This window comes from Thalassobaculum sp., from assembly GCF_040219615.1.
Taxonomy (GTDB): domain Bacteria; phylum Pseudomonadota; class Alphaproteobacteria; order Thalassobaculales; family Thalassobaculaceae; genus Thalassobaculum_A.
Map to the genome: position 1 here is coordinate 98,945 of NZ_JAVJSE010000044.1, position 25,648 is coordinate 124,592.

A 25,648-nucleotide genomic window follows, 5' to 3' on the forward strand; every position below is an offset into this window, starting at 1 on the left:
CGGAGGACGACATGCGAGGATCGACACGAACGGCCGCCGTCGCCGCCGCGCTCATGCTGACCGCGACGCTGCCGGCGCAGGCCGAAATGCTGGACGACGCGATGTTCACCTCGGTCCGGCTCGACCGGCTCGAATACCGCGTCGGCGACGGCTCGAACGTCGCCGCCTGGGATGCCGAAGCCTGGATCGGCGGCGACTACTGGAAGCTGGCCCTGGAGTCGGAAGGCGAATACGCCACCCGGCCGGGGACCTTCGAGACGCTGGAGAACCAGCTGGTGGTCCGGCGCCTCGTCAGCGACTTCTTCGACGCCAAGGCCGGCATCCGGGTCGACACCCCGGCCGGGCCGGACCGCGTCTACGGAGTCATCGGCTTTCAGGGCCTGGCACCGCAATGGCTGGAAGTCGAGGGCGACCTGTTCCTCAGCCAGAAGGGCGACCTGTCGTCCCGGTTCAGCGCCGAATACGACATCCTGCTCACCAATCGCCTGATCCTGCAGCCGGTCGCCGAGATCAACATGGCCTTCTCGGACGACCGGGAGATCGGCCAGGGCCAGGGGATCACCGACGTCGAGGCGGGCCTGCGGCTGAGCTACGACCTCGTCGACCGCACCGTCGCCCCCTATATCGGCGTGCACTGGGAAAGAAAGCTCGGGGAGACCGCCCGCATCGCCCGTGACGAGGGCGATGACACCGACGCGGTCCGCGCCGTCGCCGGCGTCCGCCTGCTGTTCTGACCGGCCGGGAACGGTGCTCGGCCGGGAACGGCCGGGCACCGTCCTGCGCGTGGGCCGGCGGTCGTCACCGGTTGCGGCGCTCGAATTTCCCGGTCTCGGGGTCGATCCAGAACAGCGAAATGGCCATGGCCGGGATCTCGCCGGAGAACGAGCCGGCCCGGTCGAGCCGGGCGCGCGCCGCCACGGCCTCCTCCGGCCGATTCAGCTCGGACCACAGCCTCACCAGATAGACGACCGGCGTCTCGTCCCGCGGCATCTTCCGCTCTGCGGCGGCGAGGAACCGCGCTGCCGCCTCTCGATCGCCGGTCGACCAGAGAGCGAGACCCTCGGCGACGTCGACATAGGCCTCGAAATTCCAGGGTGCCTCGGTCAACCCGGCCAGATAGGTCCTGGCCGCCCGGGCGTACCGCAGCGCCGCGTCCGGTTGCCGGTCGTGGATGGCCATGAAGGAATAGTTGACCTGACCGACCGCCTTGGCCCCGGCCGAGATGTTCGGATCAAGGTAGGCCCGCCTGAACGCCGCCTTCGCTGCCGCCGGGTCGTTTGCGATCAGGTACTGCAGGGCGTCGAGGGTATTGAGGCCCGCCCACTCGGTCTCGCGTCCGACCGGCGCCGGGATCTTCAGTGCGTTCCTGGTATCGGAGCTGGCGCGGGCCAGCTGGACGTCGTCGCCCTTGATGCCGGCGAGGAACCGGCTGAGGGCGACGCGGTACGGCGCGATGCGTTCGAACGTGGCGGTGGCACCGTCGCGCAGGAGCGCCACGACGTCATTGTCCTCGCGGCGGAGATCGAGCTGGATCGGGATGCTGTTCTGTTCCGACACCAGCAGCACGAGGCGGTAGTCACCCTCCTCCTTCATGAGCGCACCGGTGACGTGCAGCGTCTCCTGGCCGAACGAGTCCTGGATCGCCGAGGTCAGCCCGCGCAGCTGCAGGGACTCGCTGATGACGCCGACCACGGTCTTGCGCGAACTGATGCGCGTCGACGGTCGCGAGATGGTCGAGGGCGCGTCGACGATGCGCTTGACCTCGGCCGCGAAGACCTCCTCCGCCGCCTGTCGGGTGAAACCGATCGACTCGACCCGCGGCGGCACGGAGATCGAGACCGACAGCGTGCTCGCGCTCCACACCGCCTCGCTGGTCACGAGACCGGCCAGCGCCATGGTAATGAACGTCAGCGTGTAGAGATCCATCAGGCGGCTCCCCATGACTCCCGCATCCTGGCCGAGGAGGCAACCGGTTCCCCGGCCGCAACCGACGGGCGGCCGGACGGAAACACGGCAGCCCCCTCTTCCGCATGCTGCGGGAGCTTGGCGAATACGCAGGCCGCAGCCCTTGATCCGGATCAAACCGCACCGGGAGGAGACCATGCGAGGAAACACCGGCAGGATCGCGGTCGTCGGCGCCGGGATCGTCGGCGCCTCGATCGCCTACCATCTGGCGAAGCGCGGGGCTCGCGTCACCCTGATCGATGCCGGCCGACCGGGCGGCGGTGTCACCGCCCGCGCCTTCGGCTGGATCAACGTCTCCTCCGGCGTTGCCGGTCAGTGCGCGCCGCTGCGCGGTCTGGCGATCGCCGACTACCACCGGCTCGACGCGGAGCTCGGCGGTGCACTCGGCATCCACTGGTGCGGAGCGCTCACCTGGTCGGCCGACCCGGCGGAAGCCGAGCGCATGGTCCGCGACCACGCCGCGCGCGGCCACGACATCCGGCTGCTCGACCGTGCCGCCGTCACCCGGTTGGAGCCTGGCCTGGTCGATGTGCCGGAATGCGCCGCCCACGCAGTCGGCGAAGGCTCGCTCGACGCGGCAGTGGCCGCTGCGACCCTGGCGGCCGCGGCTCGGGCAGCCGGGGCCGAGACACGCACCGGAACCCAAGTCCGCCACCTGGAGCACCGAAGTGGCCGCGTTGTCGGCGTGTCGACCGATGCCGGCTCCATCGCCGCCGATCTCGTGGTGATCGCCGCCGGCACCGGCGCGCCGGCGGTCTGCCGGACGATCGGCGTCGCCGTGCCGATCCACCGTTCGCCGGCGATCCGACTCCGGTTCCGCGCGCCGGGGCCACTGGTCAACGGCATCGTCCAGGGGACGGCCTTCGAGGTGCGGCAACCGGCGGCCGGGACCCTTCTGGCCGCCGAGGACTACATCAACGACACGGCAGAGGACGGTCCGAAGGCCGTCGCGGGACGGGCGCTGACGTCGATCCGCGCAGGCCTCCTGGGCGGCGGCGGGCTGACCCTCGCGGAGACCGTGGTCGGCGTCCGCGCGATTCCCGCCGACGGCGACCCGATCATCGGTCGCACGCCCGGGATCGACGGCATCTATCTCGCGGTCATGCACGCCGGCGTGACCCTGGCGCCGACGGTCGGACGGCTGGCGGCGGCGGAGATCCTCGGCGGCGGCGGCGAGCCGGCGCTCGACCACTGCCGTCCGGACCGTTTCACCGGATGATCAGGCACCCGGCGGCGGCAGGAACTCGACCTCGTGCTCGGCGGCGATCCGCACCACCTCGGCCGGGTCGGTGAGGTTGTGGATACGCTCGAACAGCGTGCGCAGGGTGCGCGACGGGGTCACCCAGAACAGCGCCTTCACCGGCTTGCCGGACTTGTTGAAGATGCCGTGCGGCAGGCCCATCGGCATGCGGATCAGGTCGCCGTTGCTGGCGTGCAGGGTCTGGCCGTCGAGCATCAGCTCGAAGGTGCCGTCCAGCATGTAGATGAACTCGTCCTGGGTCGGGTGGATGTGCGGCGGCACGAAGGTCCCGTCCGGGAAGAACGTCTCGAAGGCGAACGAGCTCTCGCTCTCCTCCTTCGGATAGTAGGTCTGGCCCAGAATGTTCCAGACGACGCCGTCCAGGCCCTTGCCGGCCGGCGTGATCCCCGCGGTCATGATCGTCATCGCACACCTCCTCGTGGCGCCTGCCGAACGGGCGCTTGCTGCATGAGTGAACCATAGGCCCGGCGGCCGCGAGAAGGCCTGCCGCGAACGCTGCCGAATCCGGCGGCTTGCGCGCCGCAGCGCGTCCCGTCACCGTATCCGCTCCCAGGGGTTGAGGAATCGAGATGACCGACGCCACCGTCCTTGTCCGCCCGTCCGGCCCCGCCGATCTGCCGGCCATCCAGGCGATCTTCGCGCATCATGTGACGCATGGCTTCGGATCGTTCGAGGAGGTGCCGCCGGACGTCGACGAGATGGCGGCGCGCCGGCTGGCGCTGGTCGAACGCGGCCTGCCGCACCTGGTCGCCGAAGCCGACGGCCGCGTCCTCGGCTACGCCCATGCCGGCCCGTACCGCCCGCGGCCGGCCTACCGATACACCGTCGAGGACTCGGTCTACGTGGCGCCCGAAGCGGTGCGCCGAGGGGTCGGCCGGGCCCTGCTGGCCGCGCTGATCGAGATCTGCGAGGCCGGGCCCTGGCGGCAGATGGTGGCGGTCATCGGCGACCGCGGCAACACCGCCTCGGTCGCCCTGCACGCCGCCCTGGGCTTCCACGAGGCCGGCCACCTGAAGGCCGTCGGCTTCAAGCTCGGCCGCTGGGTCGACGTGGTGATCATGCAGCGCGCGCTCGGCACGGGCGACGACGACGATCCCGACTGAGGGCGCGGGGCCGCCCGGCGCGCCCGGCGGCTCGACAATTGGCGGTCGCGAGCCGCGATGCTCAGCCGCGCTGCCTGTCCGACGCGACGCGAAGAGCCACGAAGCGTCACACATGCAGGTACCGGTCGATGACGCCGGCGTCGGCGCGGAACGCCGCGGTGTCGCCCTGCCAGACCACCCTGCCCTTCTCGACCACGTAGTGCCGGTCGGCCAGGTCGAGCAGCGCCGAGACGTTCTTGTCGATCACCAGGATCGCCTCGCCCTCGGCCTTCAGCCGGCCGATGCAGGCCCAGATCTCCTCGCGGATGATCGGCGCCAGGCCCTCGGTCGCCTCGTCCAGAATCAGCAGCCTCGGGTTGGTCATCAGCGCCCGGCCGATCGCCAGCATCTGCTGCTCGCCGCCGGACAGCTGGCCGCCCAGGTGGCGCCGGCGCTCGCCCAGGCGCGGGAACAGGCCGACCACGCTCTCGACGGTCCAGCGGGCCACGCCGGCGCGCCGGTTCGCCGAGGTCGCCACCAGGTTCTCCTCGACGCTCAGGGTCGGGAACACCTGGCGCCCCTCCGGCACCAGGCCGAGGCCGCGCTGGGCGATCCGATAGGGCGGCAGGCCCTGGACCGGCTCGCCCTCGACCAGCACCGTGCCGCCGGTCGGCCGCACCAGCCCCATCACCGTCGAGACGGTGGTGGTCTTGCCCATGCCGTTGCGGCCCATCAGGGTGACGACCTCGCCAGCAGCCACCTCGAAGCCCATGCCGAACAGCACCTGGCTGTCGCCATAGCCGGAGGTCAGCTCCTCGACGCTGAGCATCGGCGCGGTCACGGTGCGCCCTCCTCGCCCAGATAGGCGGTCCGGACCTCCGGGTCGGCGCGGATCGCGTCGGGCGTGCCCTCGGCGATCACCCGGCCGTAGACCAGCACCGAGATCCGGTCGGCGAGCGCGAACACCGCGTCCATGTCGTGCTCGACCAGCAGGATGGTGAGTGTGCCGCGCAGCGCCTCCAGGGTCTCGACCAGACGCGCGCTCTCCTCGTGGCCGGTCCCGGCCATCGGCTCGTCGAGCAGCAGCAGCTTGGGCTGCATGACCAGCGCGATCGCGATCTCCAGCTGGCGCTTCTCGCCGTGGCTGAGCGAGCCGGCGCGCACCGCCGCCCGCCGTCCCAGGCCGACGCTCTCGAGCGCCGCCATCGCCGCGTCGTTCAGGCGCGCCTCGGTGGCCGCCGGCCGCAGGAACCGGAAGCTGTGGCCGTCATGGGCCTGGGCCGCGACCGCCACGTTCTCCAGCGCGGTGAAGCGCGGCAGCACGGTGGTGATCTGGAACGACCGGGCCAGTCCGCGCTTGCAGCGCGCATGCATCGGCAGGTCGGTGACGTCGCGCCCGGCGAACCGGATGCGGCCGGCGTCCGGGGCGATCTGGCCGGAGATCTGGCCGATCAGGGTGGTCTTGCCGGCACCGTTCGGGCCGATCAGCGCATGGATGGCCCCCGGCTGCACCGTCATCGACAGGTTGTCGGTGACGGTCAGCGCGCCGAAGGACTTGCGCAGCCCGTCGAGGACCAGGATCGGCTCAGCCATCGCCGTCGCTCCGGCCGATCAGCCGCCCGAGCCCGCCGCGGGCGAACAGCACCACCAGGATCAGCATCGGCCCGAAGATCACCCGCCAGTGCTCGGTGACGTGCGACAGCATCTCCTCGAGCGCCAGATAGGCGATGGCCCCCAGCACCGCGCCGTGCAGCGTGCCCATACCGCCGAGCACCACCATGATGATCAGGTCGCCGGAACGCTGCCACGACATGTAGGACGGGCTGACGAACTCGGCATGGTTGGCCAGCAGCGCGCCGGCCAGCCCGGCCATCATGCCGGCGACGACATAGGCCACCAGCTGGTAGGCGTAGGGGTTGAAGCCGACGGCCTGCATGCGCAGCCGGCTCTCGCGCACCCCGGCGATCACCCGGCCGAACCGCGACCCGACCATCGCGCGGGCGAACAGGAAGCAGCCGGCGAGGCAGCCGAGCACGACGTAGTAGAAGGCGGTGTCGTCCTCGAACGGCGTGGTGCCGAGGATCTCGCTGCGGCCCCACATGGTCAGGCCGTCGTCGCCGCCGTATTCCGACAGGCTGCTGGCGGTGAAATAGGCCATCTGGCCGAACGCCAGGGTGATCATGATGAAGTAGACGCCGCGGGTCCTGAGCGAGATCGCCCCGGTGGCGAGCGCGAACAGCCCGGCCGCCAGCACCGCGATCGGGAAGGTCAGGGTCGCGTCCCACAGGTCGTGGGCCGAGGCGATGCCGACCGCATAGGCGCCGATGCCGACGAAGGCGGCGTGGCCGAAGCTGACCATGGCGCCGTAGCCGAGGATCAGGTCGAGGCTGAGCGCGGCGATCGCATAGATCATGATGCGGGTGACCAGCGAGGTCGCGAAGCCCATATCGGCGGCGTTCGCGACCGCCGGCACCGCCGCCAGCAGCACCAGCAGCACCACCGGCACCTGCCAGGCCGGCCGGGACGGGACGGCGGCCCCCACGCTCACCGCCCGGCCGCCGGGAACAGGCCGGAGGGCCGGAAGAACAGCACCCCGGCCATCAGCAGGTAGATCAGCATCGAGGCGATCGCCGGGCCGACCTGGTTGGCCGCCGCCGGGGCGAGGAAGGCCTTGAAGATGTCGGTCATGAAGGACCGCCCGAGGGTGTCGACCAGCCCGATGATCAGGGCCGACACGAAAGCGCCGCGGATCGAGCCGATGCCGCCGATCACGATCACCACGAAGGCCAGGATCAGCACGCCGTCGCCCATGCCGGGCTCGACCGACAGGATCGGTCCCGACATCACCCCGGCGAAGCCGGCCAGCATGGCGCCGAAGCCGAACACGATCATGAACAGCCGCCGGATGTCGACGCCGAGGGCCGAGACCATGCGCGGGTTGGTGGCGCCGGCCCGCACCAGCATGCCGACCCGGGTGCGGGTCACCAGCACCCAGAGCAGCAGCGCGGTCGCCAGGCCGGCCAGGATCATCGCCACCCGGTAGATCGGATAGCCGAAGCCCTCGATCAGCGGGATCGTGCCCTTCAGCATTTCTGGGATCGGATAGGACAGCGGGGCGGCGCCCCAGACGATCCGCACGCCCTCGTTCAGGAACAGGATGACCCCGAAGGTCGCCAGTACCTGGTCGAGATGGTCGCGGTCGTACAGGTGGCGGAACACCACGAACTCCAGCAGCAGGCCGAAGGCGAGCGCCGCCAGCAGCGCCAGCACCAGGGCCGCGAAGAAGTTGCCGGTCAGGCCGTAGAACGTCACCGCCAGGTAGGCGCCGAGCATGTACTGGACGCCATGCGCCAGGTTGATGAAGTCCATCACCCCGAACACCAGCGTCAGGCCCGCCGCCACCAGGAACAGCAGCACGCCGAGCTGCAGCCCGTTCAGCACCTGGACCGCGACCAGAGTCGCCGTCATCGCCCCCTCCGAATGAAAACGGCGGGCGGGACCAGGGTCCCGCCCGCCGGCCGGGTCATCCCCGGATCACTTCATCTTGCAGTCGGAGGCGTAGGAGTCGCCGTAGTCGTCGAACACCTTCTCGACGACCGCGGTCGCGTACTTGCCGTCGTCGCGCTTCACCGCCTTGACCAGGTAGTAGTCCTGGATCGGGAAGTGGTTGTTGTTGTACTTGAAATCGCCGCGCACCGACGGGAAGTCGGCCTTCTTCAGGGCCGCCATCACCGCCTTCTTGTCGGACAGGTCGCCCTTCACCGCGGCGACCGCGGAGTCGATCAGCTGGGCGGCGTCGTAGGCCTGGCTGGCATACAGCGACGGCACGTAGCCGTATTTCGCCTCGAACGACTTCACGAACGCCTTGTTGGCGGCGTTGTCCATGTCCGGGGTCCACTGCGAGGCCGAGAACAGGCCGACCGCATCGTCCTTGGTCGCCGGCAAGGTGGTCTCGTCCACCGTGAAGGCCGACAGGAAGGTCACGTTCTTGTCGAGGCCGGCCTGCTTGAACTGCTTCACCAGGTTCACGCCCATGCCGCCCGGCATGAAGGTGAACAGCACGTCCGGCTTGGCCGCCGCGATCTTCGCAAGCTCGGCCGAGAAGTCGAGGTTGCCGAGCTTGGTGTAGACCTCGTCGACCACCTCGCCCTTGAACTGGCTCTTGAACCCGGCGACCGAGTCCTTGCCGGCCTGGTAGTTCGGGGTCAGCAGGAACGCGGTCTTGAAGCCCTTGTCCTGGGCGTATTTGCCCATGACCGCGTGGATCTGGTCGTTCTGCCAGGAGGTCGAGAAGAAGTAGGGGTTGCAGCCCTTGCCGGCGAAGGTCGAGGTGCCGGCATTGGCGCCGATCAGGAAGGTCTCGCTCTCGGTGACCGGCCGGAACACCGCCTGCAGGATGTTCGAGAATACCACGCCGGTGACGAAGTCGACCTTGTCGCGCTCCAGCAGCCCCTTGACCTTGGTCAGGGCGACGTCGGGCTTCAGCTCGTCGTCGGCGACCACGAGTTCGACGTCACGCCCGCCGAGCTTGCCGCCATGCTCCTCCAGGTAGAGCTCGAAGGCTTCCTTCATGTGCTTGCCGAGGACCGCCGGCGGGCCCGACAGCGTCAGCATCATACCGATCTTCAGAGGCTCGGCCGCGTTCGCCGCGAAACCCACCCCCACGCCGGCCGCCACGAGGGCCGCCGTCAGAACCTTGCGCATGTCCGTCTCCCTAGTACCAAGCCTCATCCGACGCCCGGGCAACAGCTTCTCGCGGCCGTCTCCCGTCGCATCCCGACCGGTGCACTCCGGGCAGGCAGGCGGATATTTTAAGTTTAAAGTTTCCTGCCTGCCAAGCCCCGTGCCCCGTGCCTCGGACCGGCACAGTCTGCACACCGGGCCCAGCGACGCCAAGCCCGACGGCCAACGGCGACGGAACGGCGACCGGTCAGGACTCGCGCGCGGACATCGCGGCTTCGGTGGCGGCCCGCTTGGCGGCCCGCTCGCGCTGCCGTTTCTCGGACGCCCTGCTCATGAACCAGAGCAGGAGGGTCAAGCCTCCATAGGCCAGCCCGAACACACCGAGGCCGACCAGCGCCTCGATCTCCAGGACATGCAGCACGCTCATGACAACACTCTTCAAGCACGACGAAGGCGGCCGTATCAGGCGACCGGATCGCCTTCATATCGCCGGAGGGCCGGCTTCGGCGAGCCCTCCGCACCGAGACCGATTGCCTCACCCCGCTGCCGGCCGGTCGCCGGCAACGGCAGCACCAGGACGGCCCGCAGCCCCGGTTGCGCATCGGCCAATTCGAGATGTCCGCCGTGCAACCGGGCGACCGCCGCCACCAGGCTGAGGCCGAGGCCGGCCCCCTTGCCCGACCGGCTGGGATCGAGCCGGACGAAGCGTTCGGTCGCCCGCTCGCGGTCCCCGGCCGGGATTCCGGGGCCGTCGTCGGTGACCGCCACCCGCGCGGCGTTCTCGTCCTGCCAGGCATCGACCCGGATCCGGCGACGGGCGTATTTGGTGGCGTTGTCGACCAGGTTGGACAGGGCCTGGGCCAGCAACTCGGCATGCCCGGCGATCGCGATCTCGCGCCCGGCGTCGGCCTCGAGCACCATCCCGCGGTCCTCGGCGATCGGCTCGTACAGATCGACCACGTCGCGGGCGACGGCGCCGAGATCGACCGCGGCCATCTCGCCGCGTTGCAGGCCGGACTCGGCCCGCGCGATGTCCAGCAGCCGTCCCAGCAGGTCCAGGGTCAGGTCGACATCGGCCACCGCGGCGTCCAGGGCCGCTTCGCGCTCGGCCTCCGACGCGCCGGCCAGCCGGGCCCGCTCGAGCCGGTTGCGCAGCCGGGTCAGCGGGCTGCGGATGTCGTGGCCGACGCTGTCGGTGACCGTCCGCATGCCCACCATCAGCTCCTCGATGCGGCTGAGCATGGCGTTCATCGAGTCCGCCAGCCGGTCGAACTCGTCGCCGGAGCCGCGCACCGGGACCCGCCGGCCGAGTTCGCCGACCATCACCTCGCGGTTGATCGCCGCCACCTCGCCGACCCGCCGCAGGACCGTACGCGACAGCAGGATGCCGCCGCCGACCGCCATTGCCCACAGCGCCGCCAGCGCCCACAGCAGCGACTCCCCGATCGCGTCCTGGATCGCCACCCGGCCCTCCAGGGCCCGGCCGACCAGCAGTCGCACGCCGCCGATCAGTTCATAGCCGCGCGCGCCGATCAGGATCGGGTTCTCCTCGCCGCGACGGTACAGCTCGACCTTGCGCCAGCCCCCGTCCGGCAGGATCGTCGGCGGCCAGGCCAGCAGGTTGCCGGCCAGCCGGTTGCCCAGCCCGTCGACCACCAGGTAGACCGGCTCGGCCTCCGCCGGCACCGCCGAGCGGTCGCGGACCGTCTGCATCAGGTCGGCGAGGCCGGATTCGCTGAAGTGCTCGATCAGGCCGCGCATCTCGGACGCCACGGTGTCCGCCGCCTGCTGCTCGACCACGCCGACGGCCCGCCAGTACAGGATGCCGAACACCACGCCGATCATCAGCGTCGACGCCACCGTCGACGCCAGCACCAGGCGGACGGTGACCGACCGCCACCAGCGGACCTGCATGTTGCCGTCGGGCATGCCCTCAGCCTTCGGGCGACAGCATGTAGCCGCTGCCCCGCACGGTGTGGATCAGCGGGATCTCGAAGTCCTTGTCGACCTTCTGGCGCAGCCGGCTGATATGGACGTCGATGACGTTCGTCTGCGGGTCGAAGTGATAGTTCCACACGCCTTCGAGCAGCATGGTCCGGGTGACCACCCGGCCGGCGTTGCGCATCAGGAACTCCAGCATCAGGAACTCGCGCGGCTGCAGCGGGATCGACCGCCCGGACCGGGTCACCTTGCGGGACAGCAGGTCGATCTCCAGGTCCGCCACCGCCAGCCGCGACGGCGTCGCCTCGTCCGGCACGACACCGCGCCGGATCAGCGCGTCGACGCGGGCGTGCAGCTCGGCGAAGGCGAACGGCTTGACCAGGTAGTCGTCGCTGCCCTCGCGCAGCCCGCGCACGCGCTCGTCGAGCGCGCCCATCGCCGACAGGATCAGGATCGGCGTGCGAACCCCGGCGGCCCGCGCCGCCTTCAGGACCGCCATGCCGTCCAGCCCCGGCAGCATTCGGTCCAGGACGATGGCGTCGTAGGCCCGGTCGGTCGCCAGGAACAGCCCTTCGCGGCCGTCGGCGGACCGGTCGACGCCATACCCCTGCTCGACGAAGCCGCGCTCCACGTAGCTTGCGGTCTCGTCGTCGTCCTCAACGATCAGGATCTTCCGCATCACGCCGGCCCTCATACACCGCGGTGGAACGTTAGTGTAGCTCTCACGACCATGCGACGCATTGGGGCCCGGCCACCGTGGCGGCCGGGCCCCTGCCTGGCTCGGTCGACTGTGGGGGTCGACCGGACCGGACTACGCGTCGGCCAGCCGGATCCCCACGAACAGCGTGCTGCCGTGCCGGTTGATCAGCACCAGGACGCTCGGCGCCGGCGCATCGCGCACCGCCGCCTCGAGGTCGGACGGCGCCTTGACCGCGCGACCGTCGATCTTCTCGATCACGTCGCCGGCGACCAGGCCCGCCTTGGCTGCGGCCCCGTCGGGCTTCAGGCTGGTCACCACCGCGCCCTCGACCGACTCCTCCAGGCCGAGCGAGGAGCGCACCTCGTCGGTCACCGGCGCCACGGTGATGCCGAGGCGCCCGAGGGCGGCGGTGCGCTCGGGCCGCAGGTGGTCCGCCGCACTGGCGGTCTTCTGCTCGCGACGCCCGATATCCACCGCGACGTCCATGCTCTTGCCGTCGCGGACGATCCCGATGCGGGCGGGTTCGCCGATCCGCGACGCGGCGATCAGCTTCGGCAGCTCGCGCATCGACTCGACCGGTTTGCCGTCGACCGAGCGGATGACGTCGCCGCTCTGCAGCCGGCCTTCGGCCGGGCCGTCCGGCATGACCTGGGCGACCAGGGCTCCCCGGTTATCGGCGAGACCGATCGCGTCGGCGATCTCCGGCGTCACCGGCTGCACCGAGACGCCGAGCCAGCCGCGCTCGACCCGGCCGTTCTCCCGCAGCTGCGCGATCACCGTCCTCACGGTGTCCGACGGGATCGCGAAGCCGACGCCGACCGAGCCGCCGTTCGGCGACAGGATGGCGGAGTTCACCCCGACCACCTGGCCGTCCATGTTGAACAGCGGGCCGCCGGAGTTGCCGCGGTTAATGGCGGCGTCGGTCTGGATGAAGTCGACATAGGGACCGTCGTCGATCGCCCGGCCGCGGGCCGAGACGATGCCGGAGGTGACGGTACCGCCGAGGCCGAACGGATTGCCGACGGCGATCACCGGGTCGCCGACCCGCAGCGACTCCGAGTTGCCGAAGACCGCGGCCGGCAGATCCTTGCCGGCGTCGACCTTGAGCAGGGCCAGATCGGTTTCGCGATCGGTCCCGACCACGGTGGCCGTATATTCCTGCTGGTCGCCCAGCTTGATCTTCACCTCGGTGGCGCCTTCCACGACGTGGTTGTTGGTCACCACGTAGCCGGTCGGGTCGATGACGAAGCCCGAGCCGAGACCGTGCGCGGGGCCCGGGCGCTGCTGCGGTCCCTGCTGCGGAACCGGGACGCCGAAGCGCCTGGCGAAGTCCTCGAAGGGACTGCCGGGGCCGAATGGCGAGGCGCCGGCCTCGCCGGCCGGCTGGAGCTGGGTTGTGAACACGGTGACGACGGACGGCGCGACCTTCTCCACGAGATCGGCGTAGCCGCCGGTCGCCGCGGACGCGACGCTCGACCAGACGATGATGCCGGCGCCGGCCAGCGCGACCGCGCCGCGCCGCAGGATCCGCGTCCCCCGGCCACGGTCTCCGGTCGCCGACAGACGGCGGCCTTCGGTCAGGACACTCATCGAGTACCTCCTTCGATCGGTTAGCGGCGGAAGATCCGCTGCACGCCGTCGAAGATGGACCGCGCACCCGTACGGCGCCTGTCTGCCACATTAAACCTTGTTAATGTCGCCGCCGGCGTCGGGACCGTTGCGATGTCAGGGGCCGTTGCGGTGCACGGTGCCGAAGCCCGAGACGTCGTAGCCGCCGAGGTCGGCGGCCCGGCGCCGGAACGCGTCGCCACGCGCCAGGGCCAGCAGGCGCTGGATCGGCGGCTCGAAGATCTCCCGGCGCCACAGTGCCAGGTCGTAGCGCTCGTCCGCGACCGGCACGAATTCGAGGCGGTGCTGACGCGCCACGCTCTCGATCGCCAGGCCGGCATCCGCCCGCCCCTCGCCGACCGCCAGGGCGACGTCCGACTCGCTACGCGCCGGCGGCTCCAGCAGCGTCGCCGCGCCGGCCGGCAATCCGGACCGGGCCAGCAGATGGTCGAGCAGCACGCGGCTGCCGGCCCCCGGCTGCCGCGCTACCACCCGACGCCCGGTGAGGTCGGCAATACCGGCGATCCCGAGCGGATTTCCGGCCGGCACCACCAGTCCCTGCCGGCGCCGCGCCCACTCCATCAGCACGACCGGCTCGCCCGGCAGCATCCGCTCGACGTGGCCGATGTTCCAGTCGCCCCGGTCGGGCTCGAACAGGTGGACACCGGCGCCGATCACGCGGCCGGCGGCCAGCCGCCGGAGGCCGTCGAGGCTGCCGTCGAAGAAGGTGGCGATCTCCGATCCCGACTCCCGCAACGCCCAGTCGAGCAGCGGGTCGTGGCTGCCCGCGAACACGGTCGGCCGCGGCATCAGCGGCGCCGTGGCCTCGCGGTAGTCGACCCGGCGACGGACCCAGGCCTCGACCAGATCGTGCGGGAACAGCAACTTGCCGGTGGCCCGGCTGACGGGAATCTCGCCGGTCGCCACCAGGTCGTAGACCTTGCGTTCCTTGATCCGCAGATAGGCCGCCACCTCGCGGGTGGTCATCAGCCCCGGGGGTCGGCGCCCGCTATCCATGGGCCGGCTTCCACCGCCGCGGGCCGGCGTCCGGGGCTCTCGGCGCGGCGCTCAGTTGAGCCGGACCGAGCCGCGGTCGGCGGTGTTGGCGGTCTGGGTCGAGCCGTCGACGACGTAGTTGAGCGCCGCCCAGGCGATCACGGCGATGGCGACGATCGCGACACACGCGGATACGAAGGCCTTCATGACTTCCTCCCTCGCCGCCCGGCTGTACTAGCGGGTGGCCTTTTCCAGATACTCGATCAGGTCGGCCCGGTCACGGGCGTTCGTCATCTTCTGCAGGGGCATCTTGGTGCCGGGCAGGAAGTGGTCGGGGCCCTCGGCGAACAGCTGGTCGACCGTCTCCGGTGTCCACACCAGGTCGGATCCGGTGAGCGCCTCGGAATACGGGTAGCCGGCGACCGTCCCGATGCGCCGGCCGAACAGCCGGTGCAGCGTCGGCCCGGCACGCCGGGCGGTGTCGGGGGTCAGGGTGTGGCAAATCCGGCACTTGCGCTCGAACTGCCTTTCGCCGTTCGAGGCGGCCGGCCCGGACCGCTCGCGCGTCTCGATCTCGGCCGGGCGGCGCAGCGGATCGAGCGGCCAGACGGCGACCGCCGAGCCGAGCCCGCCGACCAGCAGACTCTCGTCCTGCGGTCCGAACGCCAGCGCCCAGACCGGGCCGCGGGCCGCCGGGAAGTCCTGGCTCACCTGGCCGCGCCCGGCGTCGACCACGGTGACCACCCCGTGGCCGTCGCCGAACGCCAGGCGGCGCCCGTCGCGGCTCTGCGAAAGCGCCAGCACCGGGGTGCGGTCGTTGTCCAGGCTGGCCCGGACCTCGCCGGTCGCGAGGTCGACGATGCGCATGCCGCCGTCGAGCGCGCCGTAGGCCAGCCGGCCCGCGGCCTCGTCGACCGCGATCACATTCACCCCGAAGCCGTGCCGGACCAGGGTGCGGAGCTCGTGGCGGGCCGCCACGTCCCACAACCGGACAGTGCCATCGTATCCGGCGGAATACAGTCGGGCACCGTCCGGCGAGAACGCGACGGCGTTCACCGGTCCGTCATGCCCCTCTAGCATCGTCACCGGCCCCGGCGGGTCGAGCGTCCACAGGCCGATCCGGCCGTCCCATCCCGCGGTCGCCGCGTGCCGGCCGTCGCCCGCCACCGCCACCTGCAGGATCTTGCCCTGATGCCCAGTGAGCCTTGCCGCCGGTTCGCGGCGCTCCGCCGGCCCGTCGGTCGGCCAGACCAGCACCAGACCGTCGTCGCCGGCAGTCACCAGGCGGCGACCGTCGGGCGTGAAAGCGACAGCGTTGGCCGCGGCCTCGTGGCCGTACAGGATCGCCTGCTCGGCGCCGGTCGGCCAGGCCCGCAGGATGATGCTGTAGTCGAAGCTGGCGGTCGCCACCCGGTCGCCGGCCGGCGCCACCGCGATGCCCTTCACCGGGCCGCCGTGCCCGGTCAGCTGCTCGGGAAGTGCGGCCGCCCGGATCCCGCCCGCCCACTCCGGCGCGGCCACGGCCAGCAGCAGTGCGGTGACGATGCCGATTATCCCGGGACGCATCCTGTCCAGAACCGTTCGGGCGGCCGGTTATTCCGCCGGGCTGTGGCGATGAGCCGACCCGTCCGGCTCCTGGGCCTCGACCTCCTCGACCCACAGCGAGTGATGCTCCCGGGCCCAGTTGAGGTCCACCTGGCCACTCCCCATGGCGTCGAACGCGCCCTCCATGCCGAGCGAGCCGATGTAGATATGGGCAATGATCATGGCGATCAGGAAGACCGAAACGGCGGTGTGCCAGATCTGGTTGAGCTGCATCTCCTGCATCGCCGTGAGGCTGGTCGGCAGGTCGAGCCCGAAGACGTTCAGCGCCGCGAAGGTCTTGGCGAACAGCTCGAACTGGAACGGGAACATCAGCGCCAGGCCGGACAGGCTCACCGACAGCCCCCCCAGCATTACCAGCCAGAAAAGGATCTTCTGCCCGGCATTGAACTTCCGCGCCGGCGGATGCGCCGAGCCGACGATGCCGCCGCCCTTCAGCACCCACATCAGGTCGCTCTTGTGCGGGATGTTGTGAACCACCCACAACACGAAGGCCAGCGCCAGCCCCGCCATGAAGGCGAAGGACAGGTAGTTGTGCGCGTACTTGCCGAACAAGGTGATCGCGCCGAACGCGTCGGCCCCGATCACCGGCTTCAGCACGTAGCGGCCGTACAGGAGGTTCAGCCCGGTCAGGCCGAGCACCACGAACGAGCCCGCCATCAGCCAGTGCGCAAACCGCTCGACCGCCTTGAAGCGCTCGATCGTGACCCCGGCGCGACCGTGCTCGATCCGGATGCGGCCGCGGATCGCGAAGAACGCAGCCAGCACCACCACGGTGCCCAGCAGCAGCCACGCGCCGTAGGTGGAAAGCGGGCCGTTGCGCACCGCCCGCCAGTTGTCTCCCTCGGACTGGATCAGTACGCCGGAACTGGCGTTCGGGATCGATACCTGCCCCTGGGTGCCGCCACGGATCTGCCGCCAGAAGTCGGCGTCGGACGTGCTGCCCAGGCTGTCGCCCGGGACCTGTCCGCCGGTCTGTGCGCCCGCCGGCGCCGGATCCAGCGCGACGGCCGCCACCGCCAGCATCGTCAGCACCGCCAGAAATGTCGCAAGTCGCCTAGCGATCATGGCCATCCCGCCTCCGTCCCGCCGGACGCCCGCGCGCCGGCTGCGATCGACTGTGTCAGTTGTAGCTCTGGTGCTGGGCACGCTGACGCAGCACATCGGACGTGCCCTCCGGCAGCGCGTCGTCGGCCTTGCCTTGGTAGACGCCCTTGTCGTAGCTCAGCGGCCGGTCCTGCTCGTCTTCCCGGCAGCCGGCGAGCGCAACCAGCGCCACCAGACCGGCCACGGCCGCGAGCCTTCGATATCCTGAATTCATCATTTCCGTCCCGGTCCGACGCAAGATCGCCGCCGCCGCCGCAGTATCCCGCAGCGGCGGCGCCGTCCGGCAATTGGCAGTTGGAACGGGGCGCACCGGCTCTCATCGGAACCGATGCGCCCCGTCGCCGGTCAGGAGCCCTTGAGCCCGTAGGCGGTACCCCAGCCCCAGGCCCCGGTGCCGAAGCCGCGCGCCACGACCCGCTCGCGGAAGATCGACGACACCGTGTCGCCGTCGCCCGCCAGCAGCGCCTTGGTCGAGCACATCTCCGCACACAGCGGGAGCTTGCCCTCGGCAAGGCGGTTGCGGCCGTACTTCTGGAACTCGGCGGCGGAGTTGTCGTCCTCCGGGCCACCGGCGCAGAAGGTGCACTTGTCCATCTTGCCGCGCGACCCGAAGTTGCCGGCCTGCGGATACTGCGGCGCCCCGAAGGGGCAGGCGTAGAAGCAGTAACCGCAGCCGATGCACAGGTCCTTGGAGTGCAGGACCACGCCTTCGTTCGACTCATAGAAGCAGTCCACCGGGCAGACCGCCATGCACGGCGCGTCGGAGCAGTGCATGCAGGCCACCGAGATCGACCGTTCGCCGGGCTTGCCGTCACTGAGCGTGACGACCCGGCGGCGGTTGATGCCCCAGGGAACCTCGTGCTCGTTCTTGCAGGCGGTGACGCAGGCGTTGCACTCGATGCAACGCTCGGCATCACACAGGAACTTCATGCGTGCCATTGTGCGTCTCCCTTACACTCGTTCGATCCGGCAGAGGGTGGCTTTCGTCTCCTGCATCTGCGTGACGGAGTCGTAGCCGTAGGTCTGTGCCGTGTTGGAGGACTCGCCGAGCACGTAGGGATCGGCGCCTTGCGGGTATTTGCTCCGCAGGTCCTTGCCCTCGAAATGCCCGCCGAAGTGGAACGGCATGAATGCCACGCCCGGAGCGACGCGCTCGGTCACCATGGCGGCGACCTTCACCTTCGCCCCTTCCGGGCTGTGCACCCACACCATCTCGCCGTCGCGGAGGCCGAGGTTGTTGGCGTCCCTCGGATTGACCTCGACGAACATCTCCTGCTGGAGCTCCGCGAGCCACGGGTTCGACCGGGTCTCGTCGCCGCCGCCCTCGTACTCGACCAGCCGGCCGGAGGTGAGGACGGTCGGGAAGTCCTTCGCGAAGTCCTTCTCCTGGATCGACTTGTACAGGGTCGGCAAGCGCATGAACTTGCGGTCCTCGTAGGTCGGGTAGTCGGCCACCAGGTCGCGCCGCGGGGTGTACAGCGGCTCGCGGTGGGTCGGGATCGGGTCCGGGAAGGTCCACACGACCGTACGCGCCTTGGCGTTGCCGTAGGGCGCGCAGCCATGCTTGATGGCGACCCGCTGGATGCCGCCCGAGAGGTCGACCTTCCAGTTGGCCTTGTCGCCGCCGACCGCCTCGATCGCCTTGCGCTCGTCGTCGGTCAGGTCGACGTCCCAGCCCAGCTTCTTGAGCATGGCCATGGTGAACTCGGGATAGCCGTCCTCGATCTCCGAGCCGGTCGGCCAGCTGCCGTCGGCCAGCAGATTGTCGCCGTTGCGCTCGACGCCGAAGCGGGCCCGGAAGCCCATGCCGCCCTCGGCGACCGGCAGGTCGACGTTGTACAGCACGGCAGAGCCAGGATGGTTCATCTCCGGTGTGCCCCAGCACGGCCAGGGCAGCCCGTAGAAGTCGCCGTCAGCCGGGCCGCCGTTCGCCCGCAGGGTGGTGCGGTCGAAGGTCGCCTGGTTGGCCATGTGAAGCCGCATGCGCTCCGGCGACTGGCCGGTGTAGCCGATGGTCCACATGCCGCGGTTGAACTCGCGGGTCAGATCCTCGATCAGCGGCTCCTCGCCGTTGACCTTGATGTTGCGGAAGATCCGATCCTCGAACCCGAACTTCTTCGCGAACAGATAGGCGATCGTGTGGTCGGGCTTCGACTCGAACAGCGGCTTGACCACGGTCTCGCGCCACTGCAGCGACCGGTTCGACGCGGTCACCGAGCCGTAGGTCTCGAACTGGGTCGAGGCCGGCAGCAGGTAGGCGCCGTCCTGGCGGTCGTGCAGCACGGCCGAGACCGTCGGATAGGGATCGATCACCACCAGGAGATCGAGCTTCTCCATGGCCGCCTTCATGTCCTTGAGGCGGGTCTGCGAGTTCGGCGCATGCCCCCAGAACACCATCGCCCGGATGTTGTCGGGCTGATCCATGTTCTCCTTGGCCTCGAGGACACCGTCGAACCAGCGCGACACCGGAATGCCGTCGGCGTTCATCAGCTTCTTGTCGCCGAACCGGCTAACCAGCCAGTCGTAGTCCTCGTCCCACACCCGGGCCCAGTGCTTCCAGGATCCGTCGGCCAGGCCGTAGTAGCCCGGCAGGGTGTTCTGCAGCACCCCGAGATCGGTGGCACCCTGGACGTTGTCGTGACCGCGGAAGATGTTCGTCCCGCCGCCGGCCTTGCCCATGTTGCCGAGCGCCAGCTGCAGCACGCAGTAGGCGCGGGTGTTGTTGTTGCCGTTGGTGTGCTGGGTGCCGCCCATGCACCACACGACGGTGCCCGGCCGGTTGTTCGCCATCAGGCGGGCGACCCGCTTGAGCTGCGAGCCCGGTACGCCGGTGACCCGCTCGGTCTCCTCCGGGGTCCACTTGGCGACCTCGGTCCGGATCTGGTCCATGCCCCAGACGCGCTGGCGGATGTACTCCTTGTCCTCCCAGCCGTTCTCGAAGATGTGGAACAGGATGCCCCAGATCAGGGCGACGTCGGTGCCCGGCCGGAACCGCACATACTCGTCGGCATGGGCCGCGGTGCGGGTGAAGCGCGGGTCGCAGACGATCAGCGGCGCGTTGTTCTGCTCCTTCGCCTTCAGCACGTGCAGCAGCGACACCGGATGCGCCTCGGCGGGGTTGCCGCCGATGATGAAGATCGCCTTGCTGTTGTGCATGTCGTTGTACGAATTCGTCATCGCGCCGTAGCCCCAGGTGTTGGCTACGCCGGCGACGGTCGTCGAATGGCAGATACGCGCCTGGTGATCGACGTTGTTCGTCCCCCAGTAGGCCGCGAACTTGCGAACCAGGTAGGACTGCTCGTTGTTGTGCTTGGCGGACCCGAGCCAGTAGACCGAATCCGGTCCCGACTTCTCGCGGATCTCCAGCATCTTGTCGCCGATCTCGTTGATCGCGGTCTCCCAGGAGATCCGCTCCCACTTACCGCCGACCATCTTCATCGGGTACTTCAGGCGCCGCTCGCCATGCGCATGCTCGCGCACCGACGCGCCCTTGGCGCAGTGGGCGCCGAGATTGAATGGGCTGTCCCAGCCGGGCTCCTGCCCGATCCAGACGCCGTTCTGGACCTCGGCCATCACGGTGCACCCGACCGAACAGTGGGTGCAGATCGACTTGATGACCTGAACGTCGCCCTTGACTGCCGTCGCTGCCTCGGCCTTGCGGACCGAACCACCCGAGAACGCCGTCGCGGCGGCGATGCCGCCCACGGCCAGGCCCGAATTCCGGAGGAAGCTCCGGCGATCAAGCGCTCTCTCGGTGGTCTTGGCGGCGAAAGTCGACAGACGAGGGCGTGACGCAACCTCGCTAGCCTTCTTCCTCAGCATTTCCAATCCCTCCCTGCACCATCCCATCGATCCGGCCGCACGGCCGCATCCCGGGACTTGGCGTAGCCCGAACTGCCCGCGTCTCGCGGATCAGAAACGGGCGGTCTCGTAGTAGGTGCGGACATGCGCGGTCTCGCGATAGCCCGTGCCTTCCGGCTCCGCGGCCTCGGCCGGCTTCACCGGCGCGATCGCCGCCGCGGCACCCGCCGCCGCCACGCCGAGCGTGGACAGCTTCAGGAAGTCACGGCGCGCGGAGACCGTCTGGTCGTCCTTCCGATCCTTCATCACTCACTCCTCTCCCAAGCCGCCACCGACCGCAGGCCGGCGCCGGCACGTTCACTCCTCCATGGCGAACGCCGCCGTCTCGATCTCCATGAACAACCGGCCGATCGTGCCGGCCGGTCGATAGAGATCCGCGGACTTGGCGGCTTCGACATCGGAGAAGAAATGACCCGCCCAGGGGGCGAGATGCCGTTCGAAAAACGCGCGCTGGAGCTTGACCGGTGCCGGCTCCAGGAACCGGCCGCGGATCAGGCCCGCCATCATCTCGCAGAGCGACGCAATATGGTCCTCGGGCTCGGCCACGCCCTCCTGCCGGACGATACCGAGCCGTGCCATGTCGTCGCGCAATACCGCGAGCGGCTTCTCGTTCAGGAAGCCGGTCAGGTAGTAGGAGCCGTAGGGAACCAGTTCGCCGCGGCCGAGCCCGATGAACAGGTCGCCGTATTCGTGCCGCGCCGCCGTCGGATCGATGCTTCCGGCCCGCGCCGCCAGCGCCGCGAAGGCCTGGCCGATCGGGGTGTCGTCACCCTGCAGTCGCTGGAGATCGGAGAGGAAGCCAGCGTCGGGCTCGCGCCGGAAGACGCTCGCCAGGACGTCGTAGACGCCGGCGCGCAGCAGGTCTTCCTCCGCCGCTGTCGCTTCGTGCTGCTTCAGGCTACCGGCGTTCGCCGACACACCATCCTCCCGCCTGTCCGTTCCGCGATCGCAGTTGGTCCCGCCGCGGTTGCATACAATTCTAAGGCAAACTGGTCCGGTTGCCAGACCTATTTGTTAAAATGCCGTGAACCTGTATGCAGCCCGTCCGCATCCGGAGTCGCGAACACCATCCGCCGCCGGCGTGGCGCCTCGGCAGGCTCCGGGCGGGCCCCCGCCACCGGTTCCGGGGGCTCCGCAACAGGCCGGTCGCCAGGGTCGGGGTCCGGCCCCGCGATCACGTTCCCGTGGGCATCCGGGTCCGGGGCATCCGGGTCCGGGGCATCCGAGTCCGGGGCATCGGCGGCCGGGCTCTCGTCGGGCCGGGCATCGCCGGCCTCCCCGGCTTCCGGCGCCGGGCCGGCAGGCTCGCCGCCCGACGCAAGCCTCTCGGCGGCCAGCTTGTCGGCGGCATCCTGCAGGTGGGCGGCGCCGCCCCGGCCGACCTGATAGGCCGTCTTCACCACCCCGGCCAGCATCGCCGCGTCGGTGTAGTCGTCGTCGTAGTCGTTCAGGCCGTCGAGATTGGCCAGCACCGGGTCGAGGCGCCAGACCCGGCGCAAGGCCAGGTTGCGCAGCCGGGCCGGCACGCCCTTGCGCATGAAGACGGCGACATCGTCGGAGGCAGTCAGGGTCGCGGGGTCGGGGAGTTCGTACTTCGCCAGGAGATCGCTATCGCTGAGGGCTGCCTCGTCGACCTCCTCGGCCGCCGCTGCGCCGGCGTCCGCCGCGGCCGGGGCGTCGGACGGCGTGTCGCCCGACTGCTCCTCGACTTCCTCGCGGCCGTCCCGGGCCTGCTGCTTGCGGCGCGACCAGCGCGACAGGAATCCGGCGCCGTCCTGCGGACCCCGGCTCATTGCGGCTTCCGACCGGTGGGCGCGCGGAACACGTCGGAGACCTGGCGGATCCGCGGGTCGCCGCGGCCGTCCTCGACCTTGTCGACGTCGACCCGGTCGCGCCGGCGCTTCACGAACGCCTCGTCCTCGTGGTGCGCGGCCACGAAGGCCTCCAGCCATTCCAGCATCGCCGGCGGCAGTTCCAGGCGCTCGATGATTTCCTCGGCGCTGTCCAGCCGGTCCTGCGCCTCGTAGGGCGACAGGCTGGCGAAGCTCGGCTCGTAGTCCCACTCCTCGGCCTCGGGGTCGCCTTCGCGGATCCCGACATAGATCGCCGGCGCCCCGGTCTCCAGGTTGGCGACATAGGCCTCGGTGTCGGACCGGTACAGGCTGACCGTCATGGTCGCCGCGTGGTAGCGCACGCGGTCGGGTTCCTCGGTCAGCAGCCGCCAGCGTACCCCCTGCTCCGCCCAGGGCAGCACCCCGACCGGCTCCCACGACCACTCCTGCCAAGGGTGATCGATGCGACGCTTCTGGACGATGATGCCGACCGGCATCGCCTCGTGCCTCTCCATTGCCACCCGTCGTTCTCGCCGGGACCCGGGGTCCCTCCCCATGCGGACCGCATTCTCGGCGCGGCTTCACTATGCAACGAGTCCGACACACTTTAGTTTCGGCCGCAAGGGAGGCGCGGACCCCCGAACCCGAGGGCGAGGAGACGAAACGGCATGCGGCGAGGCGATCGCACCGTCCTGGTCTGCGACTGCGGCGGCACCATGGACATCGACGGCCGGAAGCTGGCCAAGGCCTGCGGCGGCGACGGCGAGCAGGTGTTCACGGCCTTGTGTCGGCGGGAGATCGACCGCTTCGTCGGCGCGCTGGCCGGCGACGGCCCGGTGGATGTCGCCTGTATACAGGAGGCCCCGGTGTTCTCCGAGGTCGCCGAGGACCACGGCGCCGGCGACCGGCTGTCGTTCTTCAACATCCGCGAGGCCGCCGGCTGGTCCGACGAGGGTGCCGCGGCACTGCCGAAGATGGCGGCGCTGATCGCGGCGGCGGGCCTGACGACCCCGGCCTCGCGCTCGCTGACCCTGACTTCCGAAGGCACCTGCCTGGTGTACGGCCGCGGTCAGGCCGCCCTGGACGCCGCCCGCCGGCTGTCCGAGTCGCTGTCGGTCACCTGCATGCTGACAGACAGCGACGACGCCCTGCCGCCCGCCTCGGCCGACTTTCCGATCGTCACCGGCCAAATCCGCCAGGCCACCGGGCGGTTCGGCGCGTTCGAGGTCACGATCGACCGGTTCGCCGAGCGCACCCCGTTCGTGCGCGCCGGGCTCGGCTTCGACCGACCGGTCGACGGGGCGCATTCGGACTGCGACCTGATCGTCGACCTGTCCGGCGAGCCGCCGCTGTTCCCGGCGCCCGAGAAGCGCGACGGCTACCTGCGCGCCGACCCGCGCGACCCGGCGGCGGTCATGACCGCGCTGTTCGAGGCCTCGGGCATGGTCGGGGAGTTCGAGAAGCCGATCTACGTCGCCGTGGACAACGGGCTGTGCGCGCATTCGCGCAACCGCAAGACCGGGTGCACCCGCTGCCTCGACCTGTGCCCGGCGGGCGCCATCGCCCCGGCCGGCGACGTGGTGTCGGTCGACCCGGCCCTGTGCGGCGGCTGCGGGCTGTGCGCCGGCGCCTGCCCGACCAGCGCCATCACCTACGCCTATCCGGACGTGCATACGGTGCACGAGCGCATCATGACACTGGCGACCGCCTTTCGGACCGCCGGCGGCACGGCGCCGCGCCTGCTGATCCACGACGACAAGGCCGGAGCCCAGGTGATCGACGCCGCCGCCCGCTTCGGCCGCGGCCTGCCGGCCGACACCATCCCGCTGGCGGTCAACGAGGTCGGCCAGGTCGGCCACGACATCCTGCTCGGCGCCCTCGCCCAGGGCTTCCAGGAGGTCGTGCTGCTGACCGACCCGCGCCGGCCGGACGACTATGCCGGGCTCGACGCCCAGGCGGCGATCGTCGAGGCCCTGCTGGCCGGCCTCGGCGACGGCGGCGGCCGGGTGCGGGTGCTGGACACCCCCGATCCCGACGTACTGTGCGAGGCGCTGTACGGCCATCGCCCGGCGAGCGCGCTGCCGGCCGCGACCTTCGTGCCGCTCGGCCGCAAGAAGGCGATCACCCGGCTGGCGGTGCGCGGCCTGGCGGCGGCGCTGGGCGCCAAGGTCGACGCGATCGCGCTGCCCGACGGCGCACCCTACGGCCGGGTCGACGTCGACACCGCCGGCTGCACGCTCTGCCTGGCCTGCGTCAGCGCCTGCCCGGCCGGCGCCCTGCAGGACAACCCCGACCGCCCGCAGCTGCTGTTCCAGGAGGACGCCTGCGTGCAGTGCGGCCTGTGCGCCGTCACCTGCCCGGAGAAGGTCATCACCCTGGAACCGCGCTACGCCCTCGCCGACTCGGCCCTGTCGGCGCAACTGGTGTTCGAGGACGAGCCCTATGCCTGCATCTCCTGCGGCAAGGAGTTCGGCACCAAGCGGTCGATCGAGGCGATCGTCGGCCGGCTGTCCGGCAAGCACTGGATGTTCGCCAGCGACGACCGCACCAAGCTGATCCGGATGTGCGAGGACTGCCGGGTGGAAGCCCAGTTCAAGGCGACCGACAACCCGTTCGCCGGCCCGCCGCGCCGCGCGCCGCGCACCACCGCCGACTACGAGAAGGCGCGCGAGGAAGGCCGCGAGATCGACGACGAGTGAGCGCCGGGGACCGGCCGCCTCATTGCGGCACGGTCGACCGGCAGAGCCCCTCGGCGCGCTGCTTGAACAGCGCCGCCTGGGCCGGCTGGAACACGCCCTCCGACACACCCTTGTCGATGGTCGCGTGATGCTCGGCGATGCAGCGCGACAGCGGGTCGGCCGCGGCGGTCGCCGGACCGGCGATCAGCCCGCGCAGGTCGTCGCGGTGGATCGTGGCCAGCACCGCCAGCGCCGCCAGCCCGACGCCGACCGCCACCAGGCGGGCGGCCGGGCGGTCCAGCGGATGCGGACGTTCATCTTCCGACACCGCA

General features: G+C 70.3%; 27 protein-coding genes. 4 read left to right on the forward strand and 23 right to left on the reverse strand.

Features of this window, described 5'->3' with window-relative positions; translation table 11 throughout:
* The first annotated feature begins 11 nt into the window (after positions 1-11).
* On the forward strand, positions 12-734 hold the full coding sequence (locus RIC31_RS26995; RefSeq protein ID WP_350115860.1) for a copper resistance protein B: 723 nt from the start codon (positions 12-14) through the stop codon (positions 732-734).
* Between the two features lie 64 nt (positions 735-798).
* Here RIC31_RS26995 and RIC31_RS27000 read toward each other — a convergent pair whose 3' ends face one another.
* The gene (locus tag RIC31_RS27000; protein WP_350115862.1) at positions 799-1,926 is read right to left on the reverse strand and encodes a hypothetical protein; all 1,128 of its coding nucleotides are present in this window, start codon (positions 1,924-1,926) and stop codon (positions 799-801) included.
* A 175-nt stretch (positions 1,927-2,101) separates the two neighbouring features.
* Between RIC31_RS27000 and RIC31_RS27005 the strand changes: the two genes are divergently transcribed.
* Positions 2,102-3,184: an NAD(P)/FAD-dependent oxidoreductase gene (locus RIC31_RS27005; RefSeq protein WP_350115865.1), complete on the forward strand. Its 1,083-nt coding sequence runs from the start codon at positions 2,102-2,104 to the stop codon at positions 3,182-3,184.
* Here RIC31_RS27005 and RIC31_RS27010 read toward each other — a convergent pair whose 3' ends face one another.
* Positions 3,185-3,631 carry a cupin domain-containing protein gene (locus RIC31_RS27010; RefSeq protein ID WP_350115868.1) on the reverse strand — a complete coding sequence of 149 codons (447 nt, stop codon included), beginning with the start codon at positions 3,629-3,631 and terminating at the stop codon, positions 3,185-3,187.
* Positions 3,632-3,795: 164 nt separating this feature from the next.
* Here RIC31_RS27010 and RIC31_RS27015 point away from each other — a divergent pair, with 164 nt between their 5' ends.
* Entirely contained in the window at positions 3,796-4,329 is a 534-nt protein-coding gene (locus tag RIC31_RS27015) for a GNAT family N-acetyltransferase (RefSeq protein WP_350115871.1), read from the forward strand.
* Positions 4,330-4,435: 106 nt separating this feature from the next.
* Here RIC31_RS27015 and RIC31_RS27020 read toward each other — a convergent pair whose 3' ends face one another.
* The 20 genes from RIC31_RS27020 to RIC31_RS27115 all read right to left on the reverse strand — a co-directional run bounded on the left by RIC31_RS27020 (position 4,436) and on the right by RIC31_RS27115 (position 23,153).
* Positions 4,436-5,149, reverse strand: coding sequence for an ABC transporter ATP-binding protein (locus tag RIC31_RS27020; RefSeq protein ID WP_502990154.1), 714 nt, complete (start codon positions 5,147-5,149; stop codon positions 4,436-4,438).
* Positions 5,146-5,901, reverse strand: a complete 756-nt coding sequence (locus tag RIC31_RS27025; RefSeq protein WP_350115874.1) for an ABC transporter ATP-binding protein — start codon at positions 5,899-5,901, stop codon at positions 5,146-5,148. Before RIC31_RS27025 ends, RIC31_RS27020 begins: the two co-directional genes overlap by 4 nt.
* On the reverse strand, positions 5,894-6,850 hold the full coding sequence (locus RIC31_RS27030) for a branched-chain amino acid ABC transporter permease (protein WP_350115877.1): 957 nt from the start codon (positions 6,848-6,850) through the stop codon (positions 5,894-5,896). Before RIC31_RS27030 ends, RIC31_RS27025 begins: the two co-directional genes overlap by 8 nt.
* 2 nt (positions 6,851-6,852) lie before the next feature.
* Positions 6,853-7,776: a branched-chain amino acid ABC transporter permease gene (locus RIC31_RS27035; protein ID WP_350115880.1), complete on the reverse strand. Its 924-nt coding sequence runs from the start codon at positions 7,774-7,776 to the stop codon at positions 6,853-6,855.
* A gap of 66 nt (positions 7,777-7,842) precedes the next feature.
* Positions 7,843-9,012 carry an ABC transporter substrate-binding protein gene (locus tag RIC31_RS27040; protein ID WP_350115883.1) on the reverse strand — a complete coding sequence of 390 codons (1,170 nt, stop codon included), beginning with the start codon at positions 9,010-9,012 and terminating at the stop codon, positions 7,843-7,845.
* 226 nt (positions 9,013-9,238) lie between these two features.
* Positions 9,239-9,418: a hypothetical protein gene (locus RIC31_RS27045; protein WP_350115886.1), complete on the reverse strand. Its 180-nt coding sequence runs from the start codon at positions 9,416-9,418 to the stop codon at positions 9,239-9,241.
* Positions 9,419-9,453: 35 nt separating this feature from the next.
* The gene (locus tag RIC31_RS27050; protein WP_350115889.1) at positions 9,454-10,920 is read right to left on the reverse strand and encodes a sensor histidine kinase; all 1,467 of its coding nucleotides are present in this window, start codon (positions 10,918-10,920) and stop codon (positions 9,454-9,456) included.
* 4 nt (positions 10,921-10,924) lie between these two features.
* A complete protein-coding gene (locus RIC31_RS27055) occupies positions 10,925-11,611 on the reverse strand; it encodes a winged helix-turn-helix domain-containing protein (protein ID WP_350116079.1) in 687 nt (228 codons plus the stop codon).
* Positions 11,612-11,743: 132 nt separating this feature from the next.
* Positions 11,744-13,222 (reverse strand): DegQ family serine endoprotease, encoded by a 1,479-nt coding sequence (locus tag RIC31_RS27060; protein WP_350115892.1) that lies wholly within the window; start codon positions 13,220-13,222, stop codon positions 11,744-11,746.
* 135 nt (positions 13,223-13,357) lie between these two features.
* A complete protein-coding gene (locus tag RIC31_RS27065; protein WP_350115895.1) occupies positions 13,358-14,257 on the reverse strand; it encodes a substrate-binding domain-containing protein in 900 nt (299 codons plus the stop codon).
* A 51-nt stretch (positions 14,258-14,308) separates the two neighbouring features.
* Complete coding sequence (locus tag RIC31_RS27070) at positions 14,309-14,443, reverse strand: hypothetical protein (protein WP_350115898.1); 135 nt, start codon at positions 14,441-14,443, stop codon at positions 14,309-14,311.
* A gap of 27 nt (positions 14,444-14,470) precedes the next feature.
* The gene (locus tag RIC31_RS27075) at positions 14,471-15,802 is read right to left on the reverse strand and encodes a c-type cytochrome (protein WP_350115901.1); all 1,332 of its coding nucleotides are present in this window, start codon (positions 15,800-15,802) and stop codon (positions 14,471-14,473) included.
* A gap of 27 nt (positions 15,803-15,829) precedes the next feature.
* On the reverse strand, positions 15,830-16,912 hold the full coding sequence (locus RIC31_RS27080; RefSeq protein WP_350115904.1) for a formate dehydrogenase subunit gamma: 1,083 nt from the start codon (positions 16,910-16,912) through the stop codon (positions 15,830-15,832).
* A 49-nt stretch (positions 16,913-16,961) separates the two neighbouring features.
* Positions 16,962-17,159 (reverse strand): hypothetical protein, encoded by a 198-nt coding sequence (locus RIC31_RS27085; protein ID WP_350115907.1) that lies wholly within the window; start codon positions 17,157-17,159, stop codon positions 16,962-16,964.
* A gap of 131 nt (positions 17,160-17,290) precedes the next feature.
* Positions 17,291-17,884, reverse strand: a complete 594-nt coding sequence (fdh3B, locus tag RIC31_RS27090) for a formate dehydrogenase FDH3 subunit beta (protein ID WP_350115910.1) — start codon at positions 17,882-17,884, stop codon at positions 17,291-17,293.
* A gap of 12 nt (positions 17,885-17,896) precedes the next feature.
* Positions 17,897-20,767 (reverse strand): formate dehydrogenase subunit alpha, encoded by a 2,871-nt coding sequence (locus RIC31_RS27095; RefSeq protein ID WP_350115913.1) that lies wholly within the window; start codon positions 20,765-20,767, stop codon positions 17,897-17,899.
* Between the two features lie 90 nt (positions 20,768-20,857).
* Entirely contained in the window at positions 20,858-21,052 is a 195-nt protein-coding gene (locus tag RIC31_RS27100; protein WP_350115916.1) for a ubiquinol-cytochrome c reductase iron-sulfur subunit N-terminal domain-containing protein, read from the reverse strand.
* Positions 21,053-21,103: 51 nt separating this feature from the next.
* On the reverse strand, positions 21,104-21,724 hold the full coding sequence (locus RIC31_RS27105) for a TorD/DmsD family molecular chaperone (protein ID WP_350115919.1): 621 nt from the start codon (positions 21,722-21,724) through the stop codon (positions 21,104-21,106).
* 89 nt (positions 21,725-21,813) lie between these two features.
* Complete coding sequence (locus RIC31_RS27110) at positions 21,814-22,599, reverse strand: DUF3306 domain-containing protein (protein WP_350115922.1); 786 nt, start codon at positions 22,597-22,599, stop codon at positions 21,814-21,816.
* Positions 22,596-23,153 (reverse strand): DUF3305 domain-containing protein, encoded by a 558-nt coding sequence (locus RIC31_RS27115; protein ID WP_350116082.1) that lies wholly within the window; start codon positions 23,151-23,153, stop codon positions 22,596-22,598. Before RIC31_RS27115 ends, RIC31_RS27110 begins: the two co-directional genes overlap by 4 nt.
* A 153-nt stretch (positions 23,154-23,306) precedes the next feature.
* Between RIC31_RS27115 and RIC31_RS27120 the strand changes: the two genes are divergently transcribed.
* On the forward strand, positions 23,307-25,337 hold the full coding sequence (locus RIC31_RS27120; protein ID WP_350115925.1) for a 4Fe-4S binding protein: 2,031 nt from the start codon (positions 23,307-23,309) through the stop codon (positions 25,335-25,337).
* Between the two features lie 19 nt (positions 25,338-25,356).
* Here RIC31_RS27120 and RIC31_RS27125 read toward each other — a convergent pair whose 3' ends face one another.
* Positions 25,357-25,644 (reverse strand): hypothetical protein, encoded by a 288-nt coding sequence (locus RIC31_RS27125; protein ID WP_350115928.1) that lies wholly within the window; start codon positions 25,642-25,644, stop codon positions 25,357-25,359.
* Positions 25,645-25,648 lie beyond the last annotated feature (4 nt).